General features: G+C 65.0%; 14 protein-coding genes. 5 read left to right on the top strand and 9 right to left on the bottom strand.

Annotated features, from left to right (window positions below; translation table 11 throughout):
* Positions 1–63 precede the first annotated feature (63 nt).
* The gene (gene loaP / locus I6E04_RS07990) at positions 64–570 is read right to left on the bottom strand and encodes an antiterminator LoaP (protein ID WP_235422687.1); all 507 of its coding nucleotides are present in this window, start codon (positions 568–570) and stop codon (positions 64–66) included.
* Positions 571–1208: 638 nt separating this feature from the next.
* The gene (locus I6E04_RS07985; protein ID WP_235422657.1) at positions 1209–2192 is read right to left on the bottom strand and encodes a DMT family transporter; all 984 of its coding nucleotides are present in this window, start codon (positions 2190–2192) and stop codon (positions 1209–1211) included.
* Positions 2193–2531: 339 nt separating this feature from the next.
* Between I6E04_RS07985 and I6E04_RS07980 the strand changes: the two genes are divergently transcribed.
* Entirely contained in the window at positions 2532–5600 is a 3069-nt protein-coding gene (locus tag I6E04_RS07980; protein ID WP_235422656.1) for an insulinase family protein, read from the top strand.
* A 100-nt stretch (positions 5601–5700) separates the two neighbouring features.
* Positions 5701–6819, top strand: coding sequence for a 5-formyltetrahydrofolate cyclo-ligase (locus I6E04_RS09900; RefSeq protein ID WP_328225617.1), 1119 nt, complete (start codon positions 5701–5703; stop codon positions 6817–6819).
* 309 nt (positions 6820–7128) lie between these two features.
* On the opposite strand, the gene metA is transcribed toward I6E04_RS09900, so the two are convergent.
* Positions 7129–8055, bottom strand: a complete 927-nt coding sequence (gene metA, locus I6E04_RS07965; RefSeq protein WP_235422655.1) for a homoserine O-acetyltransferase MetA — start codon at positions 8053–8055, stop codon at positions 7129–7131.
* Positions 8056–8182: 127 nt separating this feature from the next.
* Here metA and I6E04_RS07960 point away from each other — a divergent pair, with 127 nt between their 5' ends.
* On the top strand, positions 8183–9139 hold the full coding sequence (locus I6E04_RS07960; RefSeq protein WP_235422654.1) for an L-lactate dehydrogenase: 957 nt from the start codon (positions 8183–8185) through the stop codon (positions 9137–9139).
* Positions 9140–9278: 139 nt separating this feature from the next.
* On the opposite strand, the gene I6E04_RS07955 is transcribed toward I6E04_RS07960, so the two are convergent.
* A complete protein-coding gene (locus I6E04_RS07955; protein ID WP_235422653.1) occupies positions 9279–10616 on the bottom strand; it encodes a zinc ribbon domain-containing protein in 1338 nt (445 codons plus the stop codon).
* A 132-nt stretch (positions 10617–10748) separates the two neighbouring features.
* Positions 10749–12785 (bottom strand): RecQ family ATP-dependent DNA helicase, encoded by a 2037-nt coding sequence (locus tag I6E04_RS07950; protein ID WP_235422652.1) that lies wholly within the window; start codon positions 12783–12785, stop codon positions 10749–10751.
* A gap of 272 nt (positions 12786–13057) precedes the next feature.
* On the opposite strand from I6E04_RS07950, the gene I6E04_RS09895 reads away from it, so the two are divergent.
* Complete coding sequence (locus tag I6E04_RS09895; protein ID WP_235422651.1) at positions 13058–14053, top strand: YitT family protein; 996 nt, start codon at positions 13058–13060, stop codon at positions 14051–14053.
* A 282-nt stretch (positions 14054–14335) separates the two neighbouring features.
* Positions 14336–15568, top strand: coding sequence for a Fic family protein (locus tag I6E04_RS07940; RefSeq protein ID WP_235422650.1), 1233 nt, complete (start codon positions 14336–14338; stop codon positions 15566–15568).
* A 22-nt stretch (positions 15569–15590) separates the two neighbouring features.
* Here the strand turns inward: I6E04_RS07940 and I6E04_RS07935 are convergent, their stop codons facing one another.
* The 4 genes from I6E04_RS07935 to I6E04_RS07920 all read right to left on the bottom strand — a co-directional run bounded on the left by I6E04_RS07935 (position 15591) and on the right by I6E04_RS07920 (position 22781).
* Entirely contained in the window at positions 15591–16673 is a 1083-nt protein-coding gene (locus I6E04_RS07935) for a YitT family protein (protein WP_235422649.1), read from the bottom strand.
* 134 nt (positions 16674–16807) lie between these two features.
* Positions 16808–20392, bottom strand: a complete 3585-nt coding sequence (mfd, locus tag I6E04_RS07930) for a transcription-repair coupling factor (protein ID WP_235422648.1) — start codon at positions 20390–20392, stop codon at positions 16808–16810.
* A gap of 415 nt (positions 20393–20807) precedes the next feature.
* Positions 20808–21983 carry an MFS transporter gene (locus I6E04_RS07925; protein WP_235422647.1) on the bottom strand — a complete coding sequence of 392 codons (1176 nt, stop codon included), beginning with the start codon at positions 21981–21983 and terminating at the stop codon, positions 20808–20810.
* Positions 21984–22181: 198 nt separating this feature from the next.
* The gene (locus tag I6E04_RS07920; RefSeq protein WP_235422646.1) at positions 22182–22781 is read right to left on the bottom strand and encodes a hypothetical protein; all 600 of its coding nucleotides are present in this window, start codon (positions 22779–22781) and stop codon (positions 22182–22184) included.
* Positions 22782–23154 lie beyond the last annotated feature (373 nt).

Here is a 23154-nt window from a genome sequence, read left to right as displayed (position 1 = left end):
GCGCCGGCACATGTGTCATTCATATGCTGCATCCTTCGATGCCAATCCCCCGACCAACAAGCTCTACGACTTGCTCACGATCTCCAGCCCCACCTTGACCACCTTGGTGCGGCCGAACATCTTTATCTCTATCCAGGCCAACCGCTTGTGACGGTCGATCTTGACGATCTTGGCCTCCTGGCCCTTGAGCGGACCCTTCCATACCTTGACCTCGTCGCCCTCGATGACACCCTCGGAGAACTCCACGGTGTGGGTCTCCACGTTGGTGAGCGCTTGCAACCACGCCACCTCGTCATGCGAGAGCGGCACGTATCGTTCGTCGTGCCCGCCGACGATACGGACGAAAAAGGGCATCTCATGCAGACGCTGCGCGATGCCCTCGACATCCGATGTGGTCAAAAAGACATATCCCGGGAACAGCCTGAGCTCCTCGCGATGCCACTCGCCATGCTTGCGGCGCATGACCTCGCACAGCGGGACGAAGCACTCGCCCACTGCGTCACCCATCAGCTTTTGCAGCAGTTCCACCGCAGCGCGCTCGCGTCCGCCGGGGACCTGCAGCACGTACATGTCCACGTACGACCCGGCCTTCGATATGCATGCGGTGGATCGGCTGCTCGCCCGCTTTGGCGACGATGTTGACGTATACCGACGAAGATCGAACGCAGGCGGCAGCGTGTCCCACGACCCATGGCGGAGCACGGTTTTTACGCACGACAAGCCATATGGACGCCCTGCGTCCACGCGCGTACACGATACCGTTTTCCGTGGACCCGACCTGAGGGACCAACCGACCGGCTATTCAACCTCCGAAGGCACAGCCAACGCGCGCTCAGCGACGATTGCCCATCCGTTCGGATATGCCACCTGCCGCCGCACGTCCGCGCGGCGCCAAGACGCTCCCGACGCATATCCCAACCAGCGTGCAGAAGCGTTCCATCACTATATCATCTCGCAGTTTATGTAACCTGATTCGTACATGCTCTTTTGGGAATGCACGGGAGCTTGTCAGCGTTGTCTAACATTCGGGCAGGTCACGCAGGTCATCGCAGCAACCATTGCAGATTTTGCAAAACGATCAACGGAGATGTCCCACCCTGTAGCACAAAAAGAACGAATTTGTCAGGAGAATGTACGGGCATTGCATTCGATGCGTAAACGACGCCCCGAGCGTGAAATCGCGTCGGGCGATTTTGCACCCAAGCCCGCTACACCGTCAGGAACATCATCCCGATGATGAGCACAAAGCCGATGATGTCGGTCGGGGCGAAGGCGATGCCCAGCATGAGCGCGCTCGTGACCGTAGCCGATACCGGCTCGACCGTACCGATAAGTCCGGCGCGCATGCTGCCGATGTCCTTGACGCCCTGCATGTAGAGCAGGTAGGCCAAAAACGACCCGAGCAGGATAAACACGACGAGCGTCTCGATGCCGCCCATGTCGAGCGCCGGGGCGTTGTTCCACGGCTGCACGAAGATCGTGGTCACGATGCCCGAAAGGAACATCGCCGAGCCAGTCACGATGGTGGAGCCGTACACCGGCAGGATCTTGACGGGCAGGATGGTGATGAGCGCCGCCCCGAGCGCGGTGAGCAGGCCCATGGCCAGACCCAGCGGCGGGATGGACAGCTTGGTGAGGTCGCCACCGGTCGAGATGAGCACCGTGCCGACAAAAGCCATGAGCAGGCCCGCGATCTCGCGCTTGCGCGGACGGCGGTGCGCGGTGATGCAGGCATACGCCATGATGAACACGAGCTGCAGACACTGCAAAACCGTCGCCGTGCCCGCGTTGGTGAGCCGCACCGCGGTCAGGTAGAAGAACTGGTTGGCGAGCAGGCCGAAGAACGTGAAGATCAGCTGCGTGCGACGGTGCTCGCGCGTGGTCCACAGCTGCACGAAGCGCTTACGGTCGAACAGCAGGATGATGATCATGAACAGCGCGCCGGCCAGCAGCTGGCGCACGCTCATGAGCCACATGGTATCCACGTGGTACACGTCGAACAGGGCGCTTGCCGCCGTGCCCGAAAAGCCCCAGAAGGCGCCGCCGAGCAGCGCGCACGCCGCACCGGTCAGCATCTTGTGCGAGGCGCGGACGTTCAGACGGTCGCGCCAGGCACGGCGCGTGGCGCGGCTGGCGGCGTCGGCCCCGTGCGGGACGTTCTCGTGCATGATCCTGTCCATGTCCTCGGACATACTTCCCCCTGCTTCGTCATGTGGTCCGCCGTTTACCATAGCGCATACTTTTTGCAGGTTGCAGCACGTTTTTGCATATTTTCCAAGTCACTGCGGCATGCCGGAGCGCCCGCACGGCAAACGTCGATGCCCGCGCGCTCTTGTAGATGATTCGTGGATGGACGGCGGGCAGGCGCGGCCTTCCCGCACGCGGCAACGGGGCACGGCGAACGGCGGGACGCAGCAACCGGCAACCCTACCTCGCCCCGCAACGAAGCCGCCCTTTCTCGCATCTTGACAACCCCGCGCGCGCCACGGAGGGGTATAACGTTGTGGATGCACCGTTTTGAAAGGACACCCATGGGCGAATCCACTTGTTGTTCCACAGATCAGACCGCACGCGATCGCGCCGCGGCGCAGCTTACGCCGGGCACTCGGCTGCACGGCTTCGACCTCATCCGCTCCGAGGAGGTCCCCGAGCTCGATGCTAACGCGTACGTGATGCACCACGGCGCCTCCGGCGCGCGCCTGCTCTACCTTGCCTGCGAGGACGAGAACAAGGCCTTCGCGATCGGCTTCAAGACACCGCCGGTCGACGACACGGGCGTGTTCCACATCCTGGAGCACTCGGTGCTCAACGGGTCGGCAAAGTTCCCGGTCAAGGAGCCCTTCGTCGACCTGATCAAGACCTCCATGCAGACGTTCCTGAACGCCATGACCTATCCGGACAAGACGGTCTACCCCGTGGCGTCCACCAACGAGCAGGACCTGCTCAACCTCATGGACGTGTACATGGACGCCGTGCTCAACCCGGCCATCTACGCCAAGCGCGCCATCTTCGAGCAAGAGGGCTGGCATATGGAGCTCGACGAGGGCGGCTCCGGCGCTGATGCGGCGAGCACGAACGACGCCTCCGCCGGCGACCATTCTGCCGGCGACGCGGGCTCCAACGCACACGCCGGCTCCGGCCTGCGCTACAACGGCGTGGTGTTCAACGAGATGAAAGGCGCGTTGTCCGACCCCATGGACGTGCTCGACAACGCCATGGGCCGCGCGCTGTTCCCCGATACCGCCTACGCGTGCGAATCGGGCGGCAACCCCCGCGCGATCCCGAACCTCACCTACGAGCAGTTCCTCGACACACACGCGCGCCACTACAACCTGGCCAACAGCTACATCGTGCTCTACGGCGACCTGAACGCCGACCGCGTCCTCGCGTTTTTGAACGACCGCTATCTGTCCGATGCCGCCCGCGATGCCGCGGCGGCAGCCAAGCGCGAGGCCGGCACGCTCGTGGAGAACCCCGGCGCGCCCAACCCGCTCGAGCGGCAGGCGCCCGTCGTGTGCGAGTACCAGCGCGTCGAGATGGCCACCACGCCCGAAAACGCGCTGGTGGGCATGGCCTACGTGCTGGGCTGCGCGCTCGACCGCAAGCGCACCATCGCCGCCGACATCCTCTTCGAAGCCCTGCTCGGTTCCAACGAAGCGCCGGTGAAGAAGGCCATCCTGGCCGCCGGACTCGGCGGGAACGTGGTGAGCTATACCGACGCCTCGTGCTTGCAGCCCTATGAATTGATTATCTTGCAGAACGCTCAACCCGAGGTCGCACGTGAGTTCCGCCGCGTCATCGAGGATGAATGCCGTGCGCTGGTCGAGCAGGGCATCCCCCGTGACCGTCTGGAGGCCGTTATCTCGAGCAACGAGTACGACCTGCGCCAGCGCGACTACGGGATGGCCGACGGTGTGGCGATCGCGTGCGACGTGCTGTCGACCTGGCTGTACGACGACGATGCCGCCACGCTCGCGCTCAAGTACGGCCCGGTCTACGCCGAGCTGCGCGAGGAGCTTGCCGGTTCCTACTTTGAGGACCTGCTGCGCGAGCTCGTGCTCGAAAGCGAGCATTGCGCGCTCGTGGACCTGGCCCCGCGCGAGGCGGCCTCCGATGACGACCCGAGCATCGTGCGGCTGCCGGCCGACGAGCTGCCCTCCCGCGACGAGGTGGCCGCCAACGTAGCCACCCTGCGCACCGTGCAGGAGACCCCCGACACGCCCGAGGCGAAGGCGACGCTGCCGCGCCTGCATGTGTCGGACATCGGCCCGGCACGCCCCGAGCCCGCGCTCACGGTGGATACACTCACCCCGCTGCCGTGCCTGAAGCACGACATCCCCACACACCGGCTCGCCTACCTCATGATGTACTTCGACCTGACGCATGTGAGCTACGCCGAGCTGCCCTACGTGTCGGTGCTCGCCCGCCTGATGAAGCAGCTGGGCACGAGCCGCCGCTCCGCCGCGGAGCTCGACAGCTACATCGGGTCCAACCTGGGTTTCTTGGCCTTCGCCCCCGAGGTGATGGCGCAGCCCAACTGGAAGCTCGCGCGCCCGGTGCTCACCGTGGCGGCCGGCGCCCTGTCCGAGAAGATCGACATGCTGGCGAGCATCCCCGCCGAGGTGTGGGGCGAGACCGTCTTCGACGATACCGACCGCATCCGCGACGTGCTCACCCAGATGCGCATCGGCATGGAGCAGAGCTTCCTGAACGCCGGCCATCAGGCGGCACTCGCCCGCTCCTGGTCGTACGTGTCACCTGCCGGCGTGGTGCAGGAAAAGCTCGGCGGCGTGGACTTCTACCGCTTCTTGCGCGAGCTGCTCGAGCACTTCGACGAGCGCGTGGACGATCTGCGCGACCAGCTGCGCGAGCTGCAGCAGCGGATCTTCACCTCGACCGGCACCGTGGCGAGCTTCACCGGGTCCGACGAGGACTACGAACGCTTTTGGACGGTTGCCGGCACGATGGACCTTGTCGAGCGCACGGCGGCGGCCAAGGAGCTGTACGTTCCCGTGCCCGAACCCAAGCGCGAGGCGTTCATCATCCCGAGCGACATCTGCTTTGTGGCCAAGGCGGCCGATCCGCGCGCGATGGGTATCGCGATGGACGGCACCTGGGGCGTCGCCGCGACGGTGCTGTCCTACGACTATCTGTGGAACGAGATCCGCGTGAAGGGCGGCGCCTACGGCTGCGGGTTCCGCGCCATCGCCGACCGCCAGCTGAGCTTTTACACCTACCGCGATCCGGCGATCGACCCCTCGATCGAGCGGATCGCCGAGGCGGGCAGCTGGCTCGGCAACTTTGAGCCCGATGCGCAGGACTTCGAGGGCTTTATCGTGTCGTGCGTGGCGGGCCACGACGCACCGCTCAAGCCGTATGCGCTCACGCGCCGGCAGAACGCCGAGTTCTTCACCAAGCGTCCCGTGCACTGGCGCGAGGAACTGCGTGCCGATATGCTCGCCGCCACGCCCGAAAAGCTGCGGGCGCTTGGCGACGACATCTCGCGCGTGGCGCAGGAGGCGCCGATCTGCGTCTTCGGCGGCCGCGATGTCATCGAGCGCAGTCGCGCCGGCCTTGTGCCCGTCGACCTGCTGGCGTAGCGACAAGATGGTGCCAGGTACAAACTTGTCGCCCTGACAAGATGGGGCCGGGTTCAAACTTGTCGCCCGGCCCCATCTGCGTTTTCCTGAAAGGTGCCCCATGAGCGAGGTTGTCACCCATACCATCGAGCCGGTGTTCGACGGACGGTCGCGCGTGCTCGTGCTGGGTACGATGCCCTCGCCCGCCTCGCGCGAGGTCGGGTTTTACTACGGGCATCCGCAAAACCGCTTTTGGCGCGTGATGGAGCGGCTGTTCGGACTGGCCGATCACGCGCTGGTGGATAACGACGTGCGCACGGCGTTTTTGCTGGAGCACCGCATTGCCGTGTGGGATGTGCTGGCAGCCTGCTCCATCGAGGGCGCATCGGACGCGAGCATCTCCGACCCCGTACCCAACGACCTGACGCGCATCCTGGATGCAGCACCGATCGAGTGTGTTATCTGCACCGGCGGCACTGCGGCGCGCCTGTGCCGCCGCTTTGACGGTGAGCTGCTACGGGAGCGCGGCATCGAGCTGATCGGCCTGCCATCGACGAGCCCCGCGAACGCGCGCATGCGCCTGGACGACCTGGTCGCCGCCTACGCCCCGGCATTCGCGCTGGTGCGAAAAGTGCAACAGGCTGACGCGAAGCGCGTCATGCGAACGACGGCGCTAGCTGCCCGCGATGCCATCGATGCCGACGAGCGCGCGCAGCGCTCACGGGCAATCTGCGATCGGCTACTTGACGAGCTGGATAGCTTGCCCACGGCAGGACCTGCAACCGTCGCCGTCTATGCCGCCATGCGCTCCGAGGTCGACCTTGACCCTTTTATACGCGCTGCCTATGGACACGGTGCGAGGGTAGCGTTTCCTGCTATGGAGCGCGAGGATGGGGTGCCGCTTATGCGGATGCGAGCGGTAGATGAACGCGACTACGTGGCGCGACCCGCACCCTTTATCGCTCGGCCCGTGGCGGTTTTCGATCCCTGCGAAGGCGCGGATGCCACTTCTTCCTTTCCACTTGTCGCGGCGGATGAAATCGACCTGATCGCCGTGCCGCTCGTCACCTTCGACGTGCGGGGCAACCGGCTTGGATACGGCGGCGGGAACTACGACCGCTACCTGCCACAGCTACGCCAGGATTGTAGGGTTATCGGCGTGGCGTTTGCCGAGCAGCAGGTTGCCGCAGTGCCCACGGACCCGCACGACCGGCCGCTGCCGCGCATCATCAGTGCGTAAGCCCCCCTCTGAAGCTGTCTCGACTAGCGCTCCGCTACCAAGGTGGGCAATTTGTTCAGATATGAAGGTTTGGGAGGCGGAAAATGGGCCGTTAAAGCCTGATGAGCCATCGACAAAGCGACGGGGTCCAGACAGCTGGACGCCTTTATATTGCCAACACAGCACAGAACGCTAAGCAACTTGAAACGACAGCTTTCGTCTGCCACACTCCGGCCGGATTTTGGCCTCTCAAACCTTCATATCTGAACAAATTGCCCACCTGGGGCCGCAGCGGCGAGAAAAACGCACTCGCGGCGCCGTCCGGCGCCGCTACTGCGCGCCTCCGGCCTGGCGGATGTCGTAGGGCGTGGTCTGGTAGACGTAGTAGTTGAGCCAGTTGGTGTAGAGCAACTGCGCGTGGGATCGCCAGACATTGAGCGGCGGCTGGCTGGGATCGTCGTCGGGGAAGTAGTTGACCGGGATCTCGGGATCGATGCCGCGCTTGACGTCGCGCTCGTACTCGAGCCGCAGCGTATCGGCGTCGTACTCGGGATGGCCGAAGATAAAGAACCGCCGACTGTCCGTGGACTTGACGATATACAGCCCGACCTCGTCGGACACCGCGATGACCTCGAGTTCGGGCACGGCCTCCACGTCCTCGCGACGCACACCGGTGTTGCGCGAGTGCACCGCCCAAAAGCGGTCGTCCAGGCCGCGCACGAGCGGGCTCGACGGCTTGACCAGCCGGTGTCCGAATACGCCGGACGCCTTGGCCGGCAGGTCGTACTTGTCGATCCCGTAGTGGTAGTACAGCCCCGCCTGCGCTCCCCAGCAGATGTGCAGCGTGGAGTGCACGTTGGTCGTCGACCATGCCATGATGTCGCAGAGCTCCGGCCAGTAGTCGACCTGCTCGAACGGCATCTGCTCCACCGGCGCACCGGTGATGATGAGGCCGTCGTAGTGGCGGTCGCGTACCTCGTCGAAGGTGCGGTAGAACGTCTCGAGGTGGCTTGCCGCCACGTGCGTCGCCTCGTGGCTCTTGGTGCGCATGAGCTCGACCTCGATCTGCAGCGGCGTGTTGGACAGCTTGCGCATGATCTGGGTCTCGGTGGCGATCTTGGTGGGCATGAGGTTCAAGATCAGCACATGCAGCGGACGGATATCCTGATGGATGGCCCGATACTCGGTCATGACGAAGATGTTCTCGCCTTTGAGCGTCTCGGTGGCGGGCAGCGCGTCGGGAATGCGAATCGGCATGGGACTGATCTCCTTGTGCCCGGCGGGATGGCGCTTGCCGGGCGGGTCGGACGGACGATGCGTTCGGTTCGTCCATTGTACCGCGCTACAATGGGGAGCAGGTAGAGCTCGAAAGAAAGGCGGCACTATGAGCGGCACGCGGACGGTCGGTATCATCGGATTGGGACACGTGGGGGCGCATGTCGCCAACACCTTGCTGCTGCAGGGGCTCGTCGACGAGCTGCGCCTGTGCGACATCGATGCGCAAAAGCTTGCCTCCGAGGTCCAGGACCTGCGCGACTCGTTGGCGTTTTGCCCTTACAACGCCGCGATCGTGAACTGCGGCGACGCCTATGAGGAGCTCGCCGACTGCGGCATCATCGTCAACGCCGCGGGCGACGTCTCGCTGTCGTCCACCAACCGTGACGGCGAGCTGTTCTACACCACCGACGCGTGTCGAACCTTCGCCAACCGTGTGGTCGATGCCGGGTTCGCGGGCATCTGGCTTACCATCGCCAACCCCTGCGACGTCGTGGCGACCGAGATCTGGCACCTGACCGGCTACGATCCCGCGCGCATCATCGGCAGCGGCACGGGTCTTGACTCGGCGCGCCTGCGCTCGCAGATCTCGCTTGCCTGTGGCGGGCTGGACCCCAAGTCGATCGATGCCTACATGATCGGCGAGCACGGGTTCTCGCAAATCGCCGCCTGGAAGTCCGCGAGCATCTCCGGCGTGCCGCTGTCCGAGCTCGAGACCGCCGACCCCGAGCGTTTCGGCTTTGATCTTGCTGAGATCGAGGAGCTCGCACGACGCGGCGGCTACGTGACCATGGCGGGCAAGCACTGCACCGAGTACGCGGTCGCCGGCGCCGCCGTGCGACTCGTCGGGGCGATCTTCCACGACGAGCACGCCGTGCTCGCCGCATCCACGCTGCTCACCGGCCAATACGGCGAGGAGGGGATCTTCTCGTCGCTGCCGTGCATCATCGGGCGCAACGGCGTGGAGCGGGTGCTCGAGCTCGACCTGTCCGACGGCGAGCGCGAGGGCTTCCACGCCAGCTGCGAGCACATTCGCGACAACATCGCGCGCCTGACCTGGTGGTAGGGCGGAACACGCAGCGAGCGGGCGCGGTCCGCGATAGTACGACGAAGCAAGGCGGCCGGCGATAGCACAACGCCGCATACAGCACGCGGCGCGGGCGACTTCATGCGCCCGCGCTGCTTTTCGGTTCGATCCTCGGCAGCTAGTCGATGTCGATGGTCTTGAGCGTCTGCGCGATAAGCTCCATGCTGTTGTAGGCGACGGTCCCGTTGCCGCGCACGGCGATGACCGCGTTGCCGTCGCTTGTCACCCCGAGCTTTTCCATGCCGCCCGCATCGGTGATAGTGCCGGAAACGTCCTCGTCGCCCATCATGACGTCGATCGTCAGGATGGTCTCGCCCTCGAGCTTGATGGAATGACGCGCAAGCACGTCCCCGCCACCGCTGGCGACATTGATCTCCCATGCTGCGGGCAAGTCGATCTCGAAGAAGTCGCCGTCGTAGGTCTTCGTGTTGAGACCCGAGGAGCTCGTGGATGAGGAGGGCGTGCGGTCGTCATCGTCGTCATCGTCGTCGAAATAGCGCTCGTACGCCTTGTCCGCCAGCTCATCGGCCTCGTCGTAGCCGCCGTTCAGCGCGATCTCGCGCGCCCGCTCGATACCGTCTTCCGTGAGGTTGTCGGGATAGGTGAGCTCGATCTGAATCTCATCCGACAGGTCGATCAGGGTCTTTTCCTCGAGGTCGTCATCGACCTCGACCGTGAACGGGTCGACCGTGTAATCGTACATGCGCCCGTATTCCGCAAAGGGCGATGCAGCGACGTCGATCGTGTAGGTTCCCGGCAAAAGCGAGATGCCGTCGCCGGCGCCGTCGACGAATTGGATCTCCTCGTAGGTGTCGCCGGCGTCGGTCATCCCCTCGACATGCACCGGCAGCGGCGCGCTGCCGTCATCGGTATCCCATCCGTTTGCGGAAACACCGATTCTCACATCGTGGGCGATCGAAAGCCGTTCGAGGCGCTCCTCCTGTTCCCGCTCGCGCTCCGCACGCTCCTGCTGGGCGATGCGCTCGGCCTCGGCGCGCTGTTGCACGAACACACCGACACCGATGGCGGCGATGACCACGACCGCCACCGCGATGGCGATGGGTATCCAGCGCTTCGTCGATGCGACGTTGGCATGGGACGCGCTCGGCGCATGCGACGCAGCGGGGGCATCCGAGGTAAAGCCGGCTGGGGGCGCGGCGGCGTCGGCGTGCGCGGCGTCATCGGAGGCGGATGCGGTGTCTGTCGCGGCACCGGCGTTCGCGGCGTCATCGCGACCGACCGCGGCGTCCGTCGCGGCGAGCCCATCGTTCAACGGCTCGGCGACCGACGCGCCATCGTCCGCAGGCTCCCGAGCGTCGGAGGTCGTGCCGTCATCGACGGTCGCCGCGTCGCCCCCGACCTGAGCCGCATCGTCGTCCACCTCGACGTTCTTGCCGCAGTACGTGCAAAAATGCGAGTCGTCCGGCAACTTCTTCCCACAGTGCCTACAGAACATGATGACCCCCGATCAGGACGGCGTGCGTGGGTCGATTATCTCACGGGGTCCGGTTCAATCTCTGATTGAGCAGGTAGGCGGCACGTTTCGACCCGTCGATGCCGCCACCCTTCCCCAGTAGACGGCGAATCCTTACAGCTGTTCGTCCTCGAACTGCTGGATGGCCGACAGGAACGCGTCGCCGAAGTCGTCGGCCTTCTTCTCGCCGATACCGGGGACCTCGAGCAGTTCGACGCGCGTGAGCGGACGGCGACGGCACATACCGCGTAGCGCCTTGTCCGAGCAGATCATATACGGCGCCCACTGGCGCTCGGCGGCAAAATCGCGCCGCAGCTCGCGCAGCCGCTCGAACAACTCGGCGTCGTCGCCCACATGGGGACGCGTGGGCGCGCACGCGGCATCCTGCTCGGCCTCGATCTGGCTGCGGACCCGGTCGACCGCGCGCTGCACGCGCGTCTTGGCTCGCGTGTACGCCGCCCGCCGCTTCATCGTGAACGAGAACGGCTGCTCGGGACTATCGACGAGCACCTCGACGGCGCGCGGGCCCAGGCCGACCACCGGATACTGGCCCTGCGACTGCTCCAGGTATCCGCGTCCGATGAGCTGGCCGAGCACGTCTTTGATGCGGGCGGTTTTCTCGGCGCGAAGCGATCCGTATCCCGACGTGGCGTCCAAACGGTACCCGCGGATCTTCTCGTTGTTGGCACCGTGGAGCGCATCGGCGATGGTCGCGCGGCCGAACCGCCCGTTGACCTCGCGTACGAGCTGGACCGCGGCGCGCGCGATGTCGGTCACGTCCTCGGTCTCGTAGGGCGTGGTGCAGTTTGAACAGGTGCCGCAACCTGCGGAGGTCACCCCCGCTGTGAAGGCCGGTGCTCCGTCGGGCACGGAATCGCCCGCATCGGCACCCGCACCCACGTGCCCGTGCACGCCGAGCGCCCCCTCGTCGCCGAAGTAGCGCAGGATGTACTCGTGCAGACAACCTGTCGTCTGGCAGTAGCCCTCCATGGCGTTGAGCAGGCGGTATCGGTTCTGCCGCGCGAACTCGCGCGCCTCGGTCTCGACCTCGTCGCCCTCATACTCGCGGTCGATCAGGTAGCGGCGCAGGCGGAAGTCGTTGCCGTTCCACAGCAAATAGCAGCTCGCCGGATCGCCGTCGCGACCGGCACGGCCAGCCTCCTGATAGTAGGCCTCGATGCTCTCGGGCACGTTGTTGTGGATCACGTAGCGCACGTTGGGCTTGTCGATACCCATGCCGAAGGCGTTGGTGGCCACGATCACCGGCGCGGTGTCGTTGATGAAGGCGACCTGGCTTTCCGTGCGATCGGCGTTGGACATGCCCGCGTGATAGCGCACCACATGGACGCCCTGCGGCTCGAGCGCGTGGGCGAGCTTGAGATACAGCTCGTCGACGGCCTTGCGGGTCGAGCAGTACACGATGCCGCTCTCGTCGGCGTGGGCGAGCGCGTAATCGCGGATCCACACCGTCTTGGCCTTGTCGCCCATCTCCTCCACGCCGAAGAAGAGGTTCGCGCGATCAAAGCCGGTCACCACGGTCTCAGGGCGGTGCAACCCGAGCATCGAGACGATATCGGCGCGGACGCGCTCGGTCGCCGTCGCGGTAAAGGCCGCCACGACCGGACGTGCGGGCAGCGCGTCGACGAATTGCGCGATCTGCAGGTACGACGGGCGGAAATCCTGGCCCCACTGCGAGATGCAGTGCGCCTCGTCGACCGCCACGAGCGGCACGCCGATGCCATCGGATGCGGCCGCAGCCTGGGCGAACGCGAGGAAGCGCGGCTCGAGCAGGCGCTCGGGCGCCACGTACATGATCTGGTACCAACCCTCGCGGGCGCGCTTGAGCACCGTGTTTTGCTGCGCGGGCGAAAGCGACGAGTTGAGGAAGCTCGGACGGGCGCCGGTGGCCTTGAGGGCGCGAACTTGATCGCCCATGAGCGAGACGAGCGGGCTCACCACGAACGTGATACCGGGCAGCATGAGCGCGGGAACCTGGTAGCAGATGGATTTGCCGGCACCGGTGGGCATGACGCCGAGGGCGTCGCGACCGGCGAGAATCGCCTGGACCAGCCGGTCCTGACCGGGACGGAAGCTCTCGTAGCCGAAGTAGCGCGAAAGCGTCTGCCTCGCCTCGTCCATGATGTCGGTCATACCGCTTGCCACCTCCGCCCTTCTCGCCTCACATGCGCCCGCGCCCGCGGCGCGGCAAAATCCAGCGCTGTGTCCGTGTCAGTGGATTATACGACAGGGACGCTCCACCGGCCGGGGGCGATTGCGCGCCGTGCGCTGCCCGAGCGGCGGAATAAAACCCCAGTATGTGGACGTCGTGGCGGAAGCGTATCGCCTATCGGAAGCCTTGCCTTTTGCGCAGCTACACAGGTAGAATCGGCGCGATATCCAGCTAGATCCATAAGGAGGAACCCGTGGCAGCCGCCGACACCCTTTCCGACCGCGCGCTCGAACTCGCACGTCTCACCGTCGTCCGCCGCATCATCACCGCGGTGGCCGTCACGGCGTCGGCCCTGCTCCAGGCGTTCCTCATCCAGGCGTTCGTGAACCCCGCCGACTTGCTGCCGAGCGGATTCACCGGCATCGCCGTACTGCTCGACCGCATCACCTCGCTTGGCGGCGTGCGCATCGACACCTCGCTCGGCATGCTCGCGCTCAACATCCCCGTGGCCATCATGTGCTGGAAGAGCATCAGCCATCGCTTCGTGCTGTTCTCCATGATGCAGGTTGCGCTGTCCTCCCTGTTTCTGCAGGTGTTCCACTTCGAACCGCTGCTCGATGACAAGATGCTGCTCGTGGTGTTCGGCGGCTTCCTGTCGGGCATCTCCATCGCGCTCGCGCTCAAGGCGGGTGCGTCCACGGGCGGCACCGATTTCATCGCACTGCTCGTGTCCAACCGGACCGGCAAGACCATCTGGGGTTTCGTGTTCGCGGGCAACTGCATCGTGCTCGTGATCTTCGGCGCGCTGTTCGGCTGGGACAACGCTGCGTACGCCATCGTCTTCCAGTTCATCTCGACCAAATCGATCGACAGCTTCTACCACCGCTACGACCGTGTCACCCTGCAGGTGACCACCAAGTACGCCGACGAGATCATGACCGCCTACATCGAGCGCTTCCAGCACGGCATCAGCTGCGCCGAGATCATCGGCGGGTATAGCCGCGAAAAGATGTATCTGCTGCACGCGGTAGTTTCCACCTATGAGTCGGAGGACATCGTCAAGCTCATGCGCGACATCGACCCCGGCGTGGTGATCAACATCCTGCGCACCGACAACTTCATCGGCGGCTGGTGGCACGGTCACGTGGACGAACCGGTGCCGACCGCCGTACCCGACCCCAACAAGCTGCCGCCGCGCTCGTCGACCACCCGCAAGCGCAGCGCCCTGCTGCAGGACGACGGCAGGTAGCGCTGAGCACGAACGGCGCTGCCGACGCGGGCTGTGATCCCAAGCCGGTTGCGCACGACAGGCGATCGGCTCTCCGCGGATCACGGCAACCCCCCTTATCGGAAAGAAACGGCTTCCGGTTGCCGATGGGCTCCCCTATTCCATAGCTATCGGAAAGAATCGTCGGATTTTTTCCGATAGACGCGGGCAATCCAACGCTATCGGAAAGAATTCGCGATTTCTTTCCGATAGCACGGGAATAAGCTAGACTATCGGAAAGAAAGCTTGATTTGAGGAGGGAATATGGCATACGCAACGCTTGAAAAGCTCTTCTATGCTGACAGCTCCTCCGATAGATACAAAAAACATGAGCTCTTACTCAAACAGCGACTCGAGAGCGAATCGACATTCCGCACGGGAATCCATCTGGATACAGGAGAGCTGTTCCTCGCTGTCCCGCGTGAACTGTCATTGATGAACGAGCAGGTGCTCAGGCGGGAACGCAAGGTATCCGCTCTGTGGCGCAGCCTTCCAACCACGGCGCTCGGCGCCTACATTCGGACGCTCATCATGGATGAGGTGGTCTGCAGCAACGAGATCGAAGGCGTGCACAGTACGCGTCGCGATATCGAGCTGGCACTCGAGGAGGCGCAACGCGAATCGGCATTCGGCGGATCACCGGGCCGCCATGCACCGTTCTTCGAGTTCGCGAAACTCTACCTCGGACTCATCGACAACCCTCAGCCCCCGCGCACCCTTCAAGATATCCGCAGCTCGTATGACGCGATTGTGGTGGACGCTCTGGACGAGAAGGATAAGCTGGGCGACAGCCTGTTCCGTACAGGGCAGGTCGTGGTCGAAACCGGAACCGGAAAGGTTGTGCATGTCGGTGTTTCCCCGGAGGCGAAGATCGAGGAGATGCTCACACAATGGCTTGAGCTCTCACGTTCCGAAGCTATTCCGGAGACATACAGCGCGCTGCTCTGTCATTTCCTGTTCGGCTATATCCACCCGTTTTACGACGGGAACGGACGGACGGGCCGCTATCTGCTCGCGCTGCACCTCAGCAAGCCGCTTTCCCAGCCCACCGTTTTATCGCTGTCAAGAACGATCGCCGAACACAAAAGCGTCTACTATCGTGCATTCGACACAGCTGAGCGAAAGCTCAATCGCGCGGAGGGCACGCATTTCGTCATGACGATGCTCGGGCTCGTTTCAGAGGCGCAAGAGCAGCTTATCGCCGAACTCGATGAAAAGCGCCATCTGCTCGACGAGCTCGAGGAACGCATCGCCCACTGCAAACTCGACCTGTCCGAACGCTCGCTCGACGTCCTCTTTTACGCGGCGCAGATGGAGCTGTTCGACGCGTTCCACGAAACACGTATGGCGGATGTCGCCGCGTGGCTGAGCGTGAGCAGGCCAACGGCGCGCAAGTCCTTTGATGAGCTTATCTCGGCGAACCTCATCGTAAGGGTGAGCAAAAGACCGCCGGTTTTCCGCCTGAGCGATACGGGACGGAACATCTTGAGACTGTAAACGTCACCCGAAAGCCAGCGGGCTACTTCTCGATAAGCCGATCTGCGGCGTCGGCGAGGCCCTCGGCGACGCGCTCGGCGCGGGCAGCGGCAGTCTGTTCCAGAGCATCGGTCGATTGCTCCATGCCGCGGCGGATCGTGGAGGCAAGCTCGAGCACAGGGTCGTTTGCCGGCGTTTCGTCGACCTCGGTAGGCAGGGGCTCGTCGGCGGGCGCACGGTGGAAATTGCCCACGAAGTTCTCGGACTTGGTCACGTTGATCACGGCGCGTGGGTCCACATGCCGGACCAGCCGGATCACGTCCTCCGATTCGTAGGAGGACACGACGCTCACGATGAAGGTCACGGGTTTCTTGCTGTAGCCGCCGTACGCCTCGAAGCACGTCGACCCGTGGTGGAACACGTCGTTATAGGCTTCGAGCACCTCGTCGGCGTGATAGGTGGCGATCTGCAGCGTCACGCGGTCGTAGCGGTGGTAGAAGCTGTCGATCGTCTTGGTGGACAGGAACTGGAACACGATGGAGTACGCCGCGTGCTCCCATCCGAAGATCGTGCCGAACACGATCAGGATCACGCAGTTGAACAGGAACACCTGACCCCAGATGGTCTTGCCGGTCTTGTTGGACACCATGAGGGCGATGAAGTCGGTACCCGCCGTCGAGGCGCCGCTTTTGAGCGCGATGGAGATCGCGAGGCCGTTGAGCACGCCGCCGAACAGCACGCACAGGATCGTGTTGTCGAGCAGCGGCTCGAAGGGAACGAACTGCAAGAAGAAGCTCGCCAGGAACACCTGGATCATCGAGAAGATCACGAACCGCTTGCTGATGCTTTTCCAGCACAGGAGGGCGACGGGGATGTTGAGCGCGATCATACCCGCCGACGTGGGAAAGCTCACGCCGAACAGCTGCGTGATGCGGTCGATGAGGATGGCAAGGCCCGTAAAGCCGCCCGACAGCAGGTTGGCGGGCTCGACGAACACGCGGATGACGAAGGCTTGGAGCAAAGCGGCGATACCGACGCAGCACAGCGTGATGAGCCGCCGGATGAGAACATAGCGACCGAGGCGCCTGATCTGGTCGACGCCGCGCCGGTCCTGTTCGTATGCCATGATGCGCAACTCCTTGCGAACGCGGGCACTGTGCCCTCAGTATAGCGCCGACACGACGGCGACAAGATGGGGCCAGGTGCAAACTTGTCGGCAAGCGACAAGTTTGCACCTGGCCCCATCTTGTCGCCTGCCGACTAGTCGTCGTCGCCCGAGGCTCCGAGCTGCACGAGGATCGCCAACGCCGCGGCAACCACGCCGGAGCCGTTCTCGCCGGTGTCCACGCCGCGACCGATACCCGATCCCGCACCCGCACCGGCACGGGCCGGCACCGTGAACTTGCGGCTCTTGGGGTAGTTGATCGCCCCGAGTCTGCCCTTGAGGTCGAACGCCACCGTCTTGGGCACGTCGATCCCCTGATAGACCAAGCGTCCCTGCGTGAGCGAGATGCTCTCGAGCCCCAGGCGCTCCGCCCGGATGCGGATGCGCGCGCGATCGAACAGGTTCGCCGCCGCCAGCGGCAGCTCGCCGAAGCTTGCCTCGGTCTGCTCCTGCACCTCGTCCACGACCGACAGCAAGTCGGCAGCCGCGAGCTTGCGGTAGATGAGCACGCGATGGTCGACCGCCGGCAGGTACTCCTCGGACAGATAGAAGTCGGCCGGCAGGTTGATGGCTACCTGTGCCTGCTCCAGGTCGGTACCGCCCTCGCCGCGTGCCTCGGCCACGGCCTGCCCCAGCATCTGCGTGAACAGGTCGAAACCAACGCTCGACAGGTTGCCGTGCTGCTCGGCGCCCACGAGCGACCCCGCGCCGCGAATCTCCAGGTCGCGCATCGCGATGCGCATGCCGCTGCCCAGATCCTGGTACTCGGACAGCGCCGTCAGGCGCTCGGTTGCCTCCTCGGTGAGCGGCAGCTCGCCGGGGAACATGAAGTAGGCGTACGCCTGCGTGGCACTGCGGCCGACGCGGCCTTTGAGCTGGTAGAGCTGTGCGAGGCCCAAGCGCTGCGAATCCTCGATGATCAGCGTGTTGGTGTGCGGGTTGTCGATGCCGCTCTCGATGATCGTGGTCGCCACCAGCACGTCGATCTCGCCCGTGGCGAACTGCACCATCACGTCCTCGACCTCGCGCGGGCTCATCTTGCCGTGCGCCACGCCCACGCGCGCCTCGGGCACCACGTCGTGCACGCGCTCGACCGCGTCGTCGATGGTCTTCACGCGGTTGGACACGTAGTAGACCTGCCCGCCGCGCCCGAGCTCCAAGCGGATCGCCGCGCTCACCACGTCGGGGTCGTACTCGCCCACGTGCACCACGACCGGCCGGCGGCCGGTGGGCGGCGTGGTGATGAGGCTCATGTCGCGCACGCCCGAAATGGCCATCTGCATGGTGCGCGGAATGGGCGTGGCCGACAGCGTGAGCACGTCGATCTGCTCGCGCAGGTTCTTGAGCTGCTCTTTGTGCTGTACGCCGAAGCGCTGCTCCTCGTCGATGATCACGAGGCCCAGGTTGTGCGGGTTCACGTCGGCCGACAGCAGGCGATGCGTGCCCACGAGCACGTCGACCTTGCCTTCCGCGAACGCCGCGAGCGCACGCTTCTGCTGCGCCGGCGTGCGGAAACGCGACAGGACCTCGACCTCCACGCCGAACGGCGCGAACCGCTCGAAGAACGTCTCGAAATGCTGCTGCGCCAGAATCGTCGTGGGGCACAGGACCATGACCTGCCGCCCACCGTCCACGCACTTGAACGCCGCGCGCAGGGCGACCTCGGTCTTGCCGAAGCCCACGTCGCCGCACAGCAGACGGTCCATGGGTTTGGGGCTCTCCATGTCGCCCTTGATGTCGGCGATGGCCTCGAGCTGGTCGCGTGTGGGCTCGTAGGGGAAGCTCTCCTCCATCTCGATCTGCTCGGGCGTGTCGGGCCCGAAGGCGAAGCCCGTGATGGAGCTGCGGCGCGTGTACAGGTCGACGAGGTCGAAGGCGAGCTTCTTGGCGCTCTTGCGCGCCTTGGTGGTCGCGCGGCTCCAGTCGGCGGTGTTCAGACGGGTGAGGCGCGGGTTGGCGCCGTCGGGGCCCACGTAGCGCGAGATGCGGTCGACCTGCTCGAGCGGCACGTAGAGCTTGTCGCCGCCGGCGTATTCCAGCAAGAAGTAGTCGCGCTCTCGTCCGGCGACCTCCTGGCGCACGATCTCGGAGAACAGGGCGATGCCGTGCGTGGCGTGCACGACGTAGTCGCCCGGCTTGAACGGGAAGGTGACCTCGGTGATGTCCACGTGGCGCCGCGCGCGACCGCGGGCGCGCTTGGCGTCCATGCGCGCGTTGAGGTCGGCGAGGCTGAACACCGCCAGATGCGCGTCGGGCACCACCACGCCCGAGGGGATGGGCACGTCCACGAAGGTCACGCGACCACGCGTGATCGTGGGCACCGTGATGGCGGGCGCATGCGAGAGGTCCGCGGCGTTGAGCTTGTCGGCGTCCCGCTTGAGCAGGGTGACGCTCACCTGCGTACCGCCCGCCACGGCACCGGCGTTTTCCGGCGCGTTTTGGAGCGACTCCTCGAAGGGGATCGACTCGTCGGTAAACGACAGCTCCATCGACTCGCGCGCACCGCGGTCGGGGATGGCGAAGACCGTGGCGTAATGATTGTTGACGACCTCCTGGATGCGGGAGATGAAGCGGTTGTCCGAGCCCGCGAGCGCCGGCTGCTCGATCTTGAGCTCGGCGGTCACCGCGCCGCCCGCCCGGATGAGCGAAACGTAGTTCAAGCGCTGCTGGCGGCCGAAGTCGAGCTGCTGGGGGCGCACGTACAGGCCGTCCAGGTGCGAGATCTTGGCCTCGCCCGCGCGTCGCTCCAGGTCCTCGTAGGCGCGCGAGCAGTCGTCGAACAGACTGCGCGGCTCGGAGAGCACCACGAGCGCGTCGTAGCTCACGTGCGCCAGCGGGCTGGCCGTGCTCTCGTACATGAGCGGCATGAAGCGGTCGAGCTCGGGCGTGACGATGCGCGCTTTGATCATCTCGAGCATCGCCGCGAGCTCGGTGTCGTTTTTTGCGGGCGCGTACAGGGCCGCGGAGATGCGACGGACGGCGTCGTCGGTCAGTGCGAGCTCGCGCACGGGGAAGATCTCGACGGCGTCCTCGTCGCCGATGGTCTGCCCCGTGGAGCTCACCATCCGGCGGATGCGGTCGATCTCGTCGCCGAAAAACTCGATGCGAACCGGAGCGGTCGCCTGAGCGGGGAACACGTCGACCGTATCGCCATGCACGCGGAACAAACCCGGCGCGTCGGCGGCGTCGGCGTTCGTGTAGCCCATGCCCACCAGGCGCGCGGGCACCTCCTCGTAGGGGACCTCCTCGCCCACCGCGAAGGTGGTCGACGCCCAGTAGCGGCTCTCGCGCGGGGGCACGCAACGCAGCAGGGCACGGGCCGAAGTCACCATGATGACGGGCTCGCCGCTCGCCACCCGCCCGAGCGCGGCGCAACGTGCTGCCACGACGGCATCGTCGGCCTTGGCCTTCCACGGGTAGTCGGTCCGCTCGGGAAAGCGCACGACATGCTCGAGGCCCACGTAGGCGGCAAGGGAACGCGCGGCGCGATCGGCGGCGTCCTCGCCCGACACGATGTAGACCGTGGGCCGCGGGGCGCGCGCGAACTGCGCGGCCAGCATGAGCGTGCGCCCGGACTGTGACACGGCGAGCGTGGCGTCTTGACCCTCGGCAAGCGCCGCCTCGATGGTCTGAAGCGCCTCGGCCGTATAGAGCTGCGCCGCGATGCGGTGTATGAGCATGCGTATCTCCCGTCCGCGGGAAAATGGGGACAGGCACCTTTTTCCCACGCGAATCGTTTATCGCCCGCTATCGTACCTCACCGAACTCCGGCGGACATCGGCTCGCCGCGTGAAATCACATCTGACGTCTATTACCATCCACAAGGCCGAGACGCTCGCAGGCTCTTCCCCACGACCGAACTGCTTACGTTCGAGCGGCTTGTCGCCGACAAGACGCTGGCAGCGCGCATCATGTTCGAGCGCATCGAGTCGCATCAGATTCCTAAGTTCTTCTCCGCGCGCCTCGTGGTCACGCGCCCCAGCGCAACGGCATGACCCCAGCACGTGAAAGCGCGCGTGGGAAAATAGTGCCTGTCCCCATTTTCCCGCGTGGGAACATGGGGACAGGCACTATTTTCCCACGCGCGCTTCTGCATCAGGCGCGGCCGGTTGCCTTGAGATGGTAGGAGCGCTCGTAGCGCTTGGCGAACGCGAGCAAAAGCAGCACCGCCACGATGGAGAACGGCACGCCAGCGAGCCCGATCCAATTGTAGGCAGCCCCGGTGTTGAGCACCATCTGGCCAACCTGCGCGCCGATGGCGTTGCCGCCGTTGAAGGCGATCTGCACGCACGCGCCGCCGAGCAGCTCGCCGCCACCCTCGCCGACCTCGACCATGAGGATCTGCTGCGGGCTGGACACGAAGAACAGGCCCACCGATACGAGGAACATGAACAGCGCGCACAGCACCTGCCCACGACCGAACAGGAAGATGAGCACGAGCGCCACGCCCGCCATGGCCTGACCCGCCGCTGCGGCGACACCCGGGCTCTTACGGTCGCCCGCGCGCCCGCCGAGCGTGGAGCCCACGACCATGCCCGCGCCGGCGAGCACGAGCAGCATCGGCACGGCCGTCTCGGCAAAGCCGCCCATATGCTGCAGCCACGGCGACACATAGCTCCACCAGCAGAAGATGCCGGTATTGCCGAGCAGCACCGCGCCCAGGATGAGCCAGGGGCCCGGAGCCTTCAGAAAGGCGAACTGACCGGCCAGACCCGCGTCGGGGATGGCGTCGAGCGTCGGCACGAAACGCATGATCAGCACGGCGGCGAGCACCGCCCACGCGGCGGCGAACACGAACGGTGCATGCCACGAGAACATACTCGCCATGAGCGTGCCGGCGGGCACGCCGATCATGTTGGCGACGGTCTGCCCGAGCACCATCGTCGCCACCGCCTGACCTTCGCGACCCGGGTCGGCGAGCATCTTGGAGGCGAGCGTCGCCGTGCCGAAGAACGCCCCGTGCGGCAGGCCGGCGATAAAGCGACCGACGAGTAGCATCGTGGGGTCGCCCGACGCCGCGGACAGCGCGTTGCCCGCGGCGCAGATCGCCATGAACGCGACGATAAGCGTGCGCGGCGGCACGCAGCGCCCCACCACGAGCATCGTCGCACCCGCGCACACGCCCACGGCGTACGCGGTGATGAAGTTGCCCGCCCACGCGACGCTCACATCCACGCCCTCGGCCACCACGGGCAGGATGCCCATCATGACGAACTCGGCGAAGCCCAGCACGAACGCGCCCATGGCGAGGGCGATCAGACTCTTCTTCACGGGCACTCTGCCCTTTCCTCAGCATACGGGCCGGATGCGCATATGCTTCCGGCCCGGTTCCATCATTTTTGCCACGCGGATAGTACCATCACGGCAGTCGGTTTGGCACGACGTCCCGCATCTTTTCGAAATGTTTGCGCGCCGAAGGCCACTCGCCACCACGACACCCGCGCCCCTTACCCGCGCATAACGCAACGTTTACGCCAGCCCGATCCGCCACGTCGCAAAGGCGCACAGCGCGCCGACCACGCAGACCACGACCGCGCCGGACAGATCGGCCGCCATGCCGCCCAGCCCGCGGTCCTCCTTCCACGCGGCCAGCTCGCCGGGGATTTTCTTCCAGATGCGCCACAGCAGCAACGCGCAACCCAACACGCCCACGGCGTTTTGCAGCATGAGCTCGCCGCAGATGAGGGCGATGAGGTTGCCGGCGGCATATCCGCCGTCGCCCGCCTGGTAGTGATCGCGCACGAACTTGAGCAACCACGCCACGAGCGGCTGGCACATGGCGGAGATGAACGAGACGGTGATCGTCGGGTTCTGCTCCATGGCGTCGCGCAGGCCGTCGACGGAACCGCCGCCAGCCAGCCACACGTAACCGAGCATAGCCACGGGAACCACCACGAGCAGCACCTGCACCACGGTGAAGATCTTGGCGGTGCGCGCCTCGTAGGTGGACTGCGGGCGAGCGTGCAGATTCCGGCTCGGCCCTGCCGCGACGACCGCAGCACCCACCGTGCGATCGGCATCCCGCTTGGTGCCCCGGGCGGCAGCTTGCGCGCGACTCATCTTTGCCATGATGTCCCCTCTCAGGCGGGCGGCATACCACGAAACCGACCCGATTGTACCGACTTCCCACTCCATGTGGGCAATCTGTTCAGATATGAAGGTTTGAACGGTCGAAAAGAGCGATTTGAAGTATGGTAAGGCACCTTAGCAATGACCTGTGCGACGTACGGTCCCAACTTGCTATATCAATCGCAATGTAACATGTTATCCCGCTCGCCGGCGCGCCATTCACGCGTCGCATTTCGATCGAATCGACGGCTCGTAAACCTTCATATCTGAACAAATTGCCCCATTCCGGGTCCCGCAGCGAGATCCGCAGGGGTTTCCGCACCGATTTCGCGGTGCGACGGGCCCCGAACCCCGCGGCGCAACCCCGCGAAGC

This window comes from Collinsella tanakaei (assembly GCF_021531055.1).
GTDB lineage: Bacteria > Actinomycetota > Coriobacteriia > Coriobacteriales > Coriobacteriaceae > Collinsella > Collinsella tanakaei_B.
This window is presented reverse-complemented; position numbering and strand designations above follow the sequence as displayed.

Bases quoted from the DNA above. Each gene is read 5' to 3' on its own strand.
- loaP (WP_235422687.1), bottom strand. From the start codon at position 570: ATGTACGTGCTGCAGGTCCCCGGCGGACGCGAGCGCGCTGCGGTGGAA.
- I6E04_RS07985 (WP_235422657.1), bottom strand. From the start codon at position 2,192: ATGTCCGAGGACATGGACAGGATCATGCACGAGAACGTCCCGCACGGG.
- I6E04_RS07980 (WP_235422656.1), top strand. From the start codon at position 2,532: ATGGGCGAATCCACTTGTTGTTCCACAGATCAGACCGCACGCGATCGC.
- I6E04_RS09900 (WP_328225617.1), top strand. From the start codon at position 5,701: ATGAGCGAGGTTGTCACCCATACCATCGAGCCGGTGTTCGACGGACGG.
- metA (WP_235422655.1), bottom strand. From the start codon at position 8,055: ATGCCGATTCGCATTCCCGACGCGCTGCCCGCCACCGAGACGCTCAAA.
- I6E04_RS07960 (WP_235422654.1), top strand. From the start codon at position 8,183: ATGAGCGGCACGCGGACGGTCGGTATCATCGGATTGGGACACGTGGGG.
- I6E04_RS07955 (WP_235422653.1), bottom strand. From the start codon at position 10,616: ATGTTCTGTAGGCACTGTGGGAAGAAGTTGCCGGACGACTCGCATTTT.
- I6E04_RS07950 (WP_235422652.1), bottom strand. From the start codon at position 12,785: ATGACCGACATCATGGACGAGGCGAGGCAGACGCTTTCGCGCTACTTC.
- I6E04_RS07940 (WP_235422650.1), top strand. From the start codon at position 14,336: ATGGCATACGCAACGCTTGAAAAGCTCTTCTATGCTGACAGCTCCTCC.
- I6E04_RS07935 (WP_235422649.1), bottom strand. From the start codon at position 16,673: ATGGCATACGAACAGGACCGGCGCGGCGTCGACCAGATCAGGCGCCTC.
- mfd (WP_235422648.1), bottom strand. From the start codon at position 20,392: ATGCTCATACACCGCATCGCGGCGCAGCTCTATACGGCCGAGGCGCTT.
- I6E04_RS07920 (WP_235422646.1), bottom strand. From the start codon at position 22,781: ATGGCAAAGATGAGTCGCGCGCAAGCTGCCGCCCGGGGCACCAAGCGG.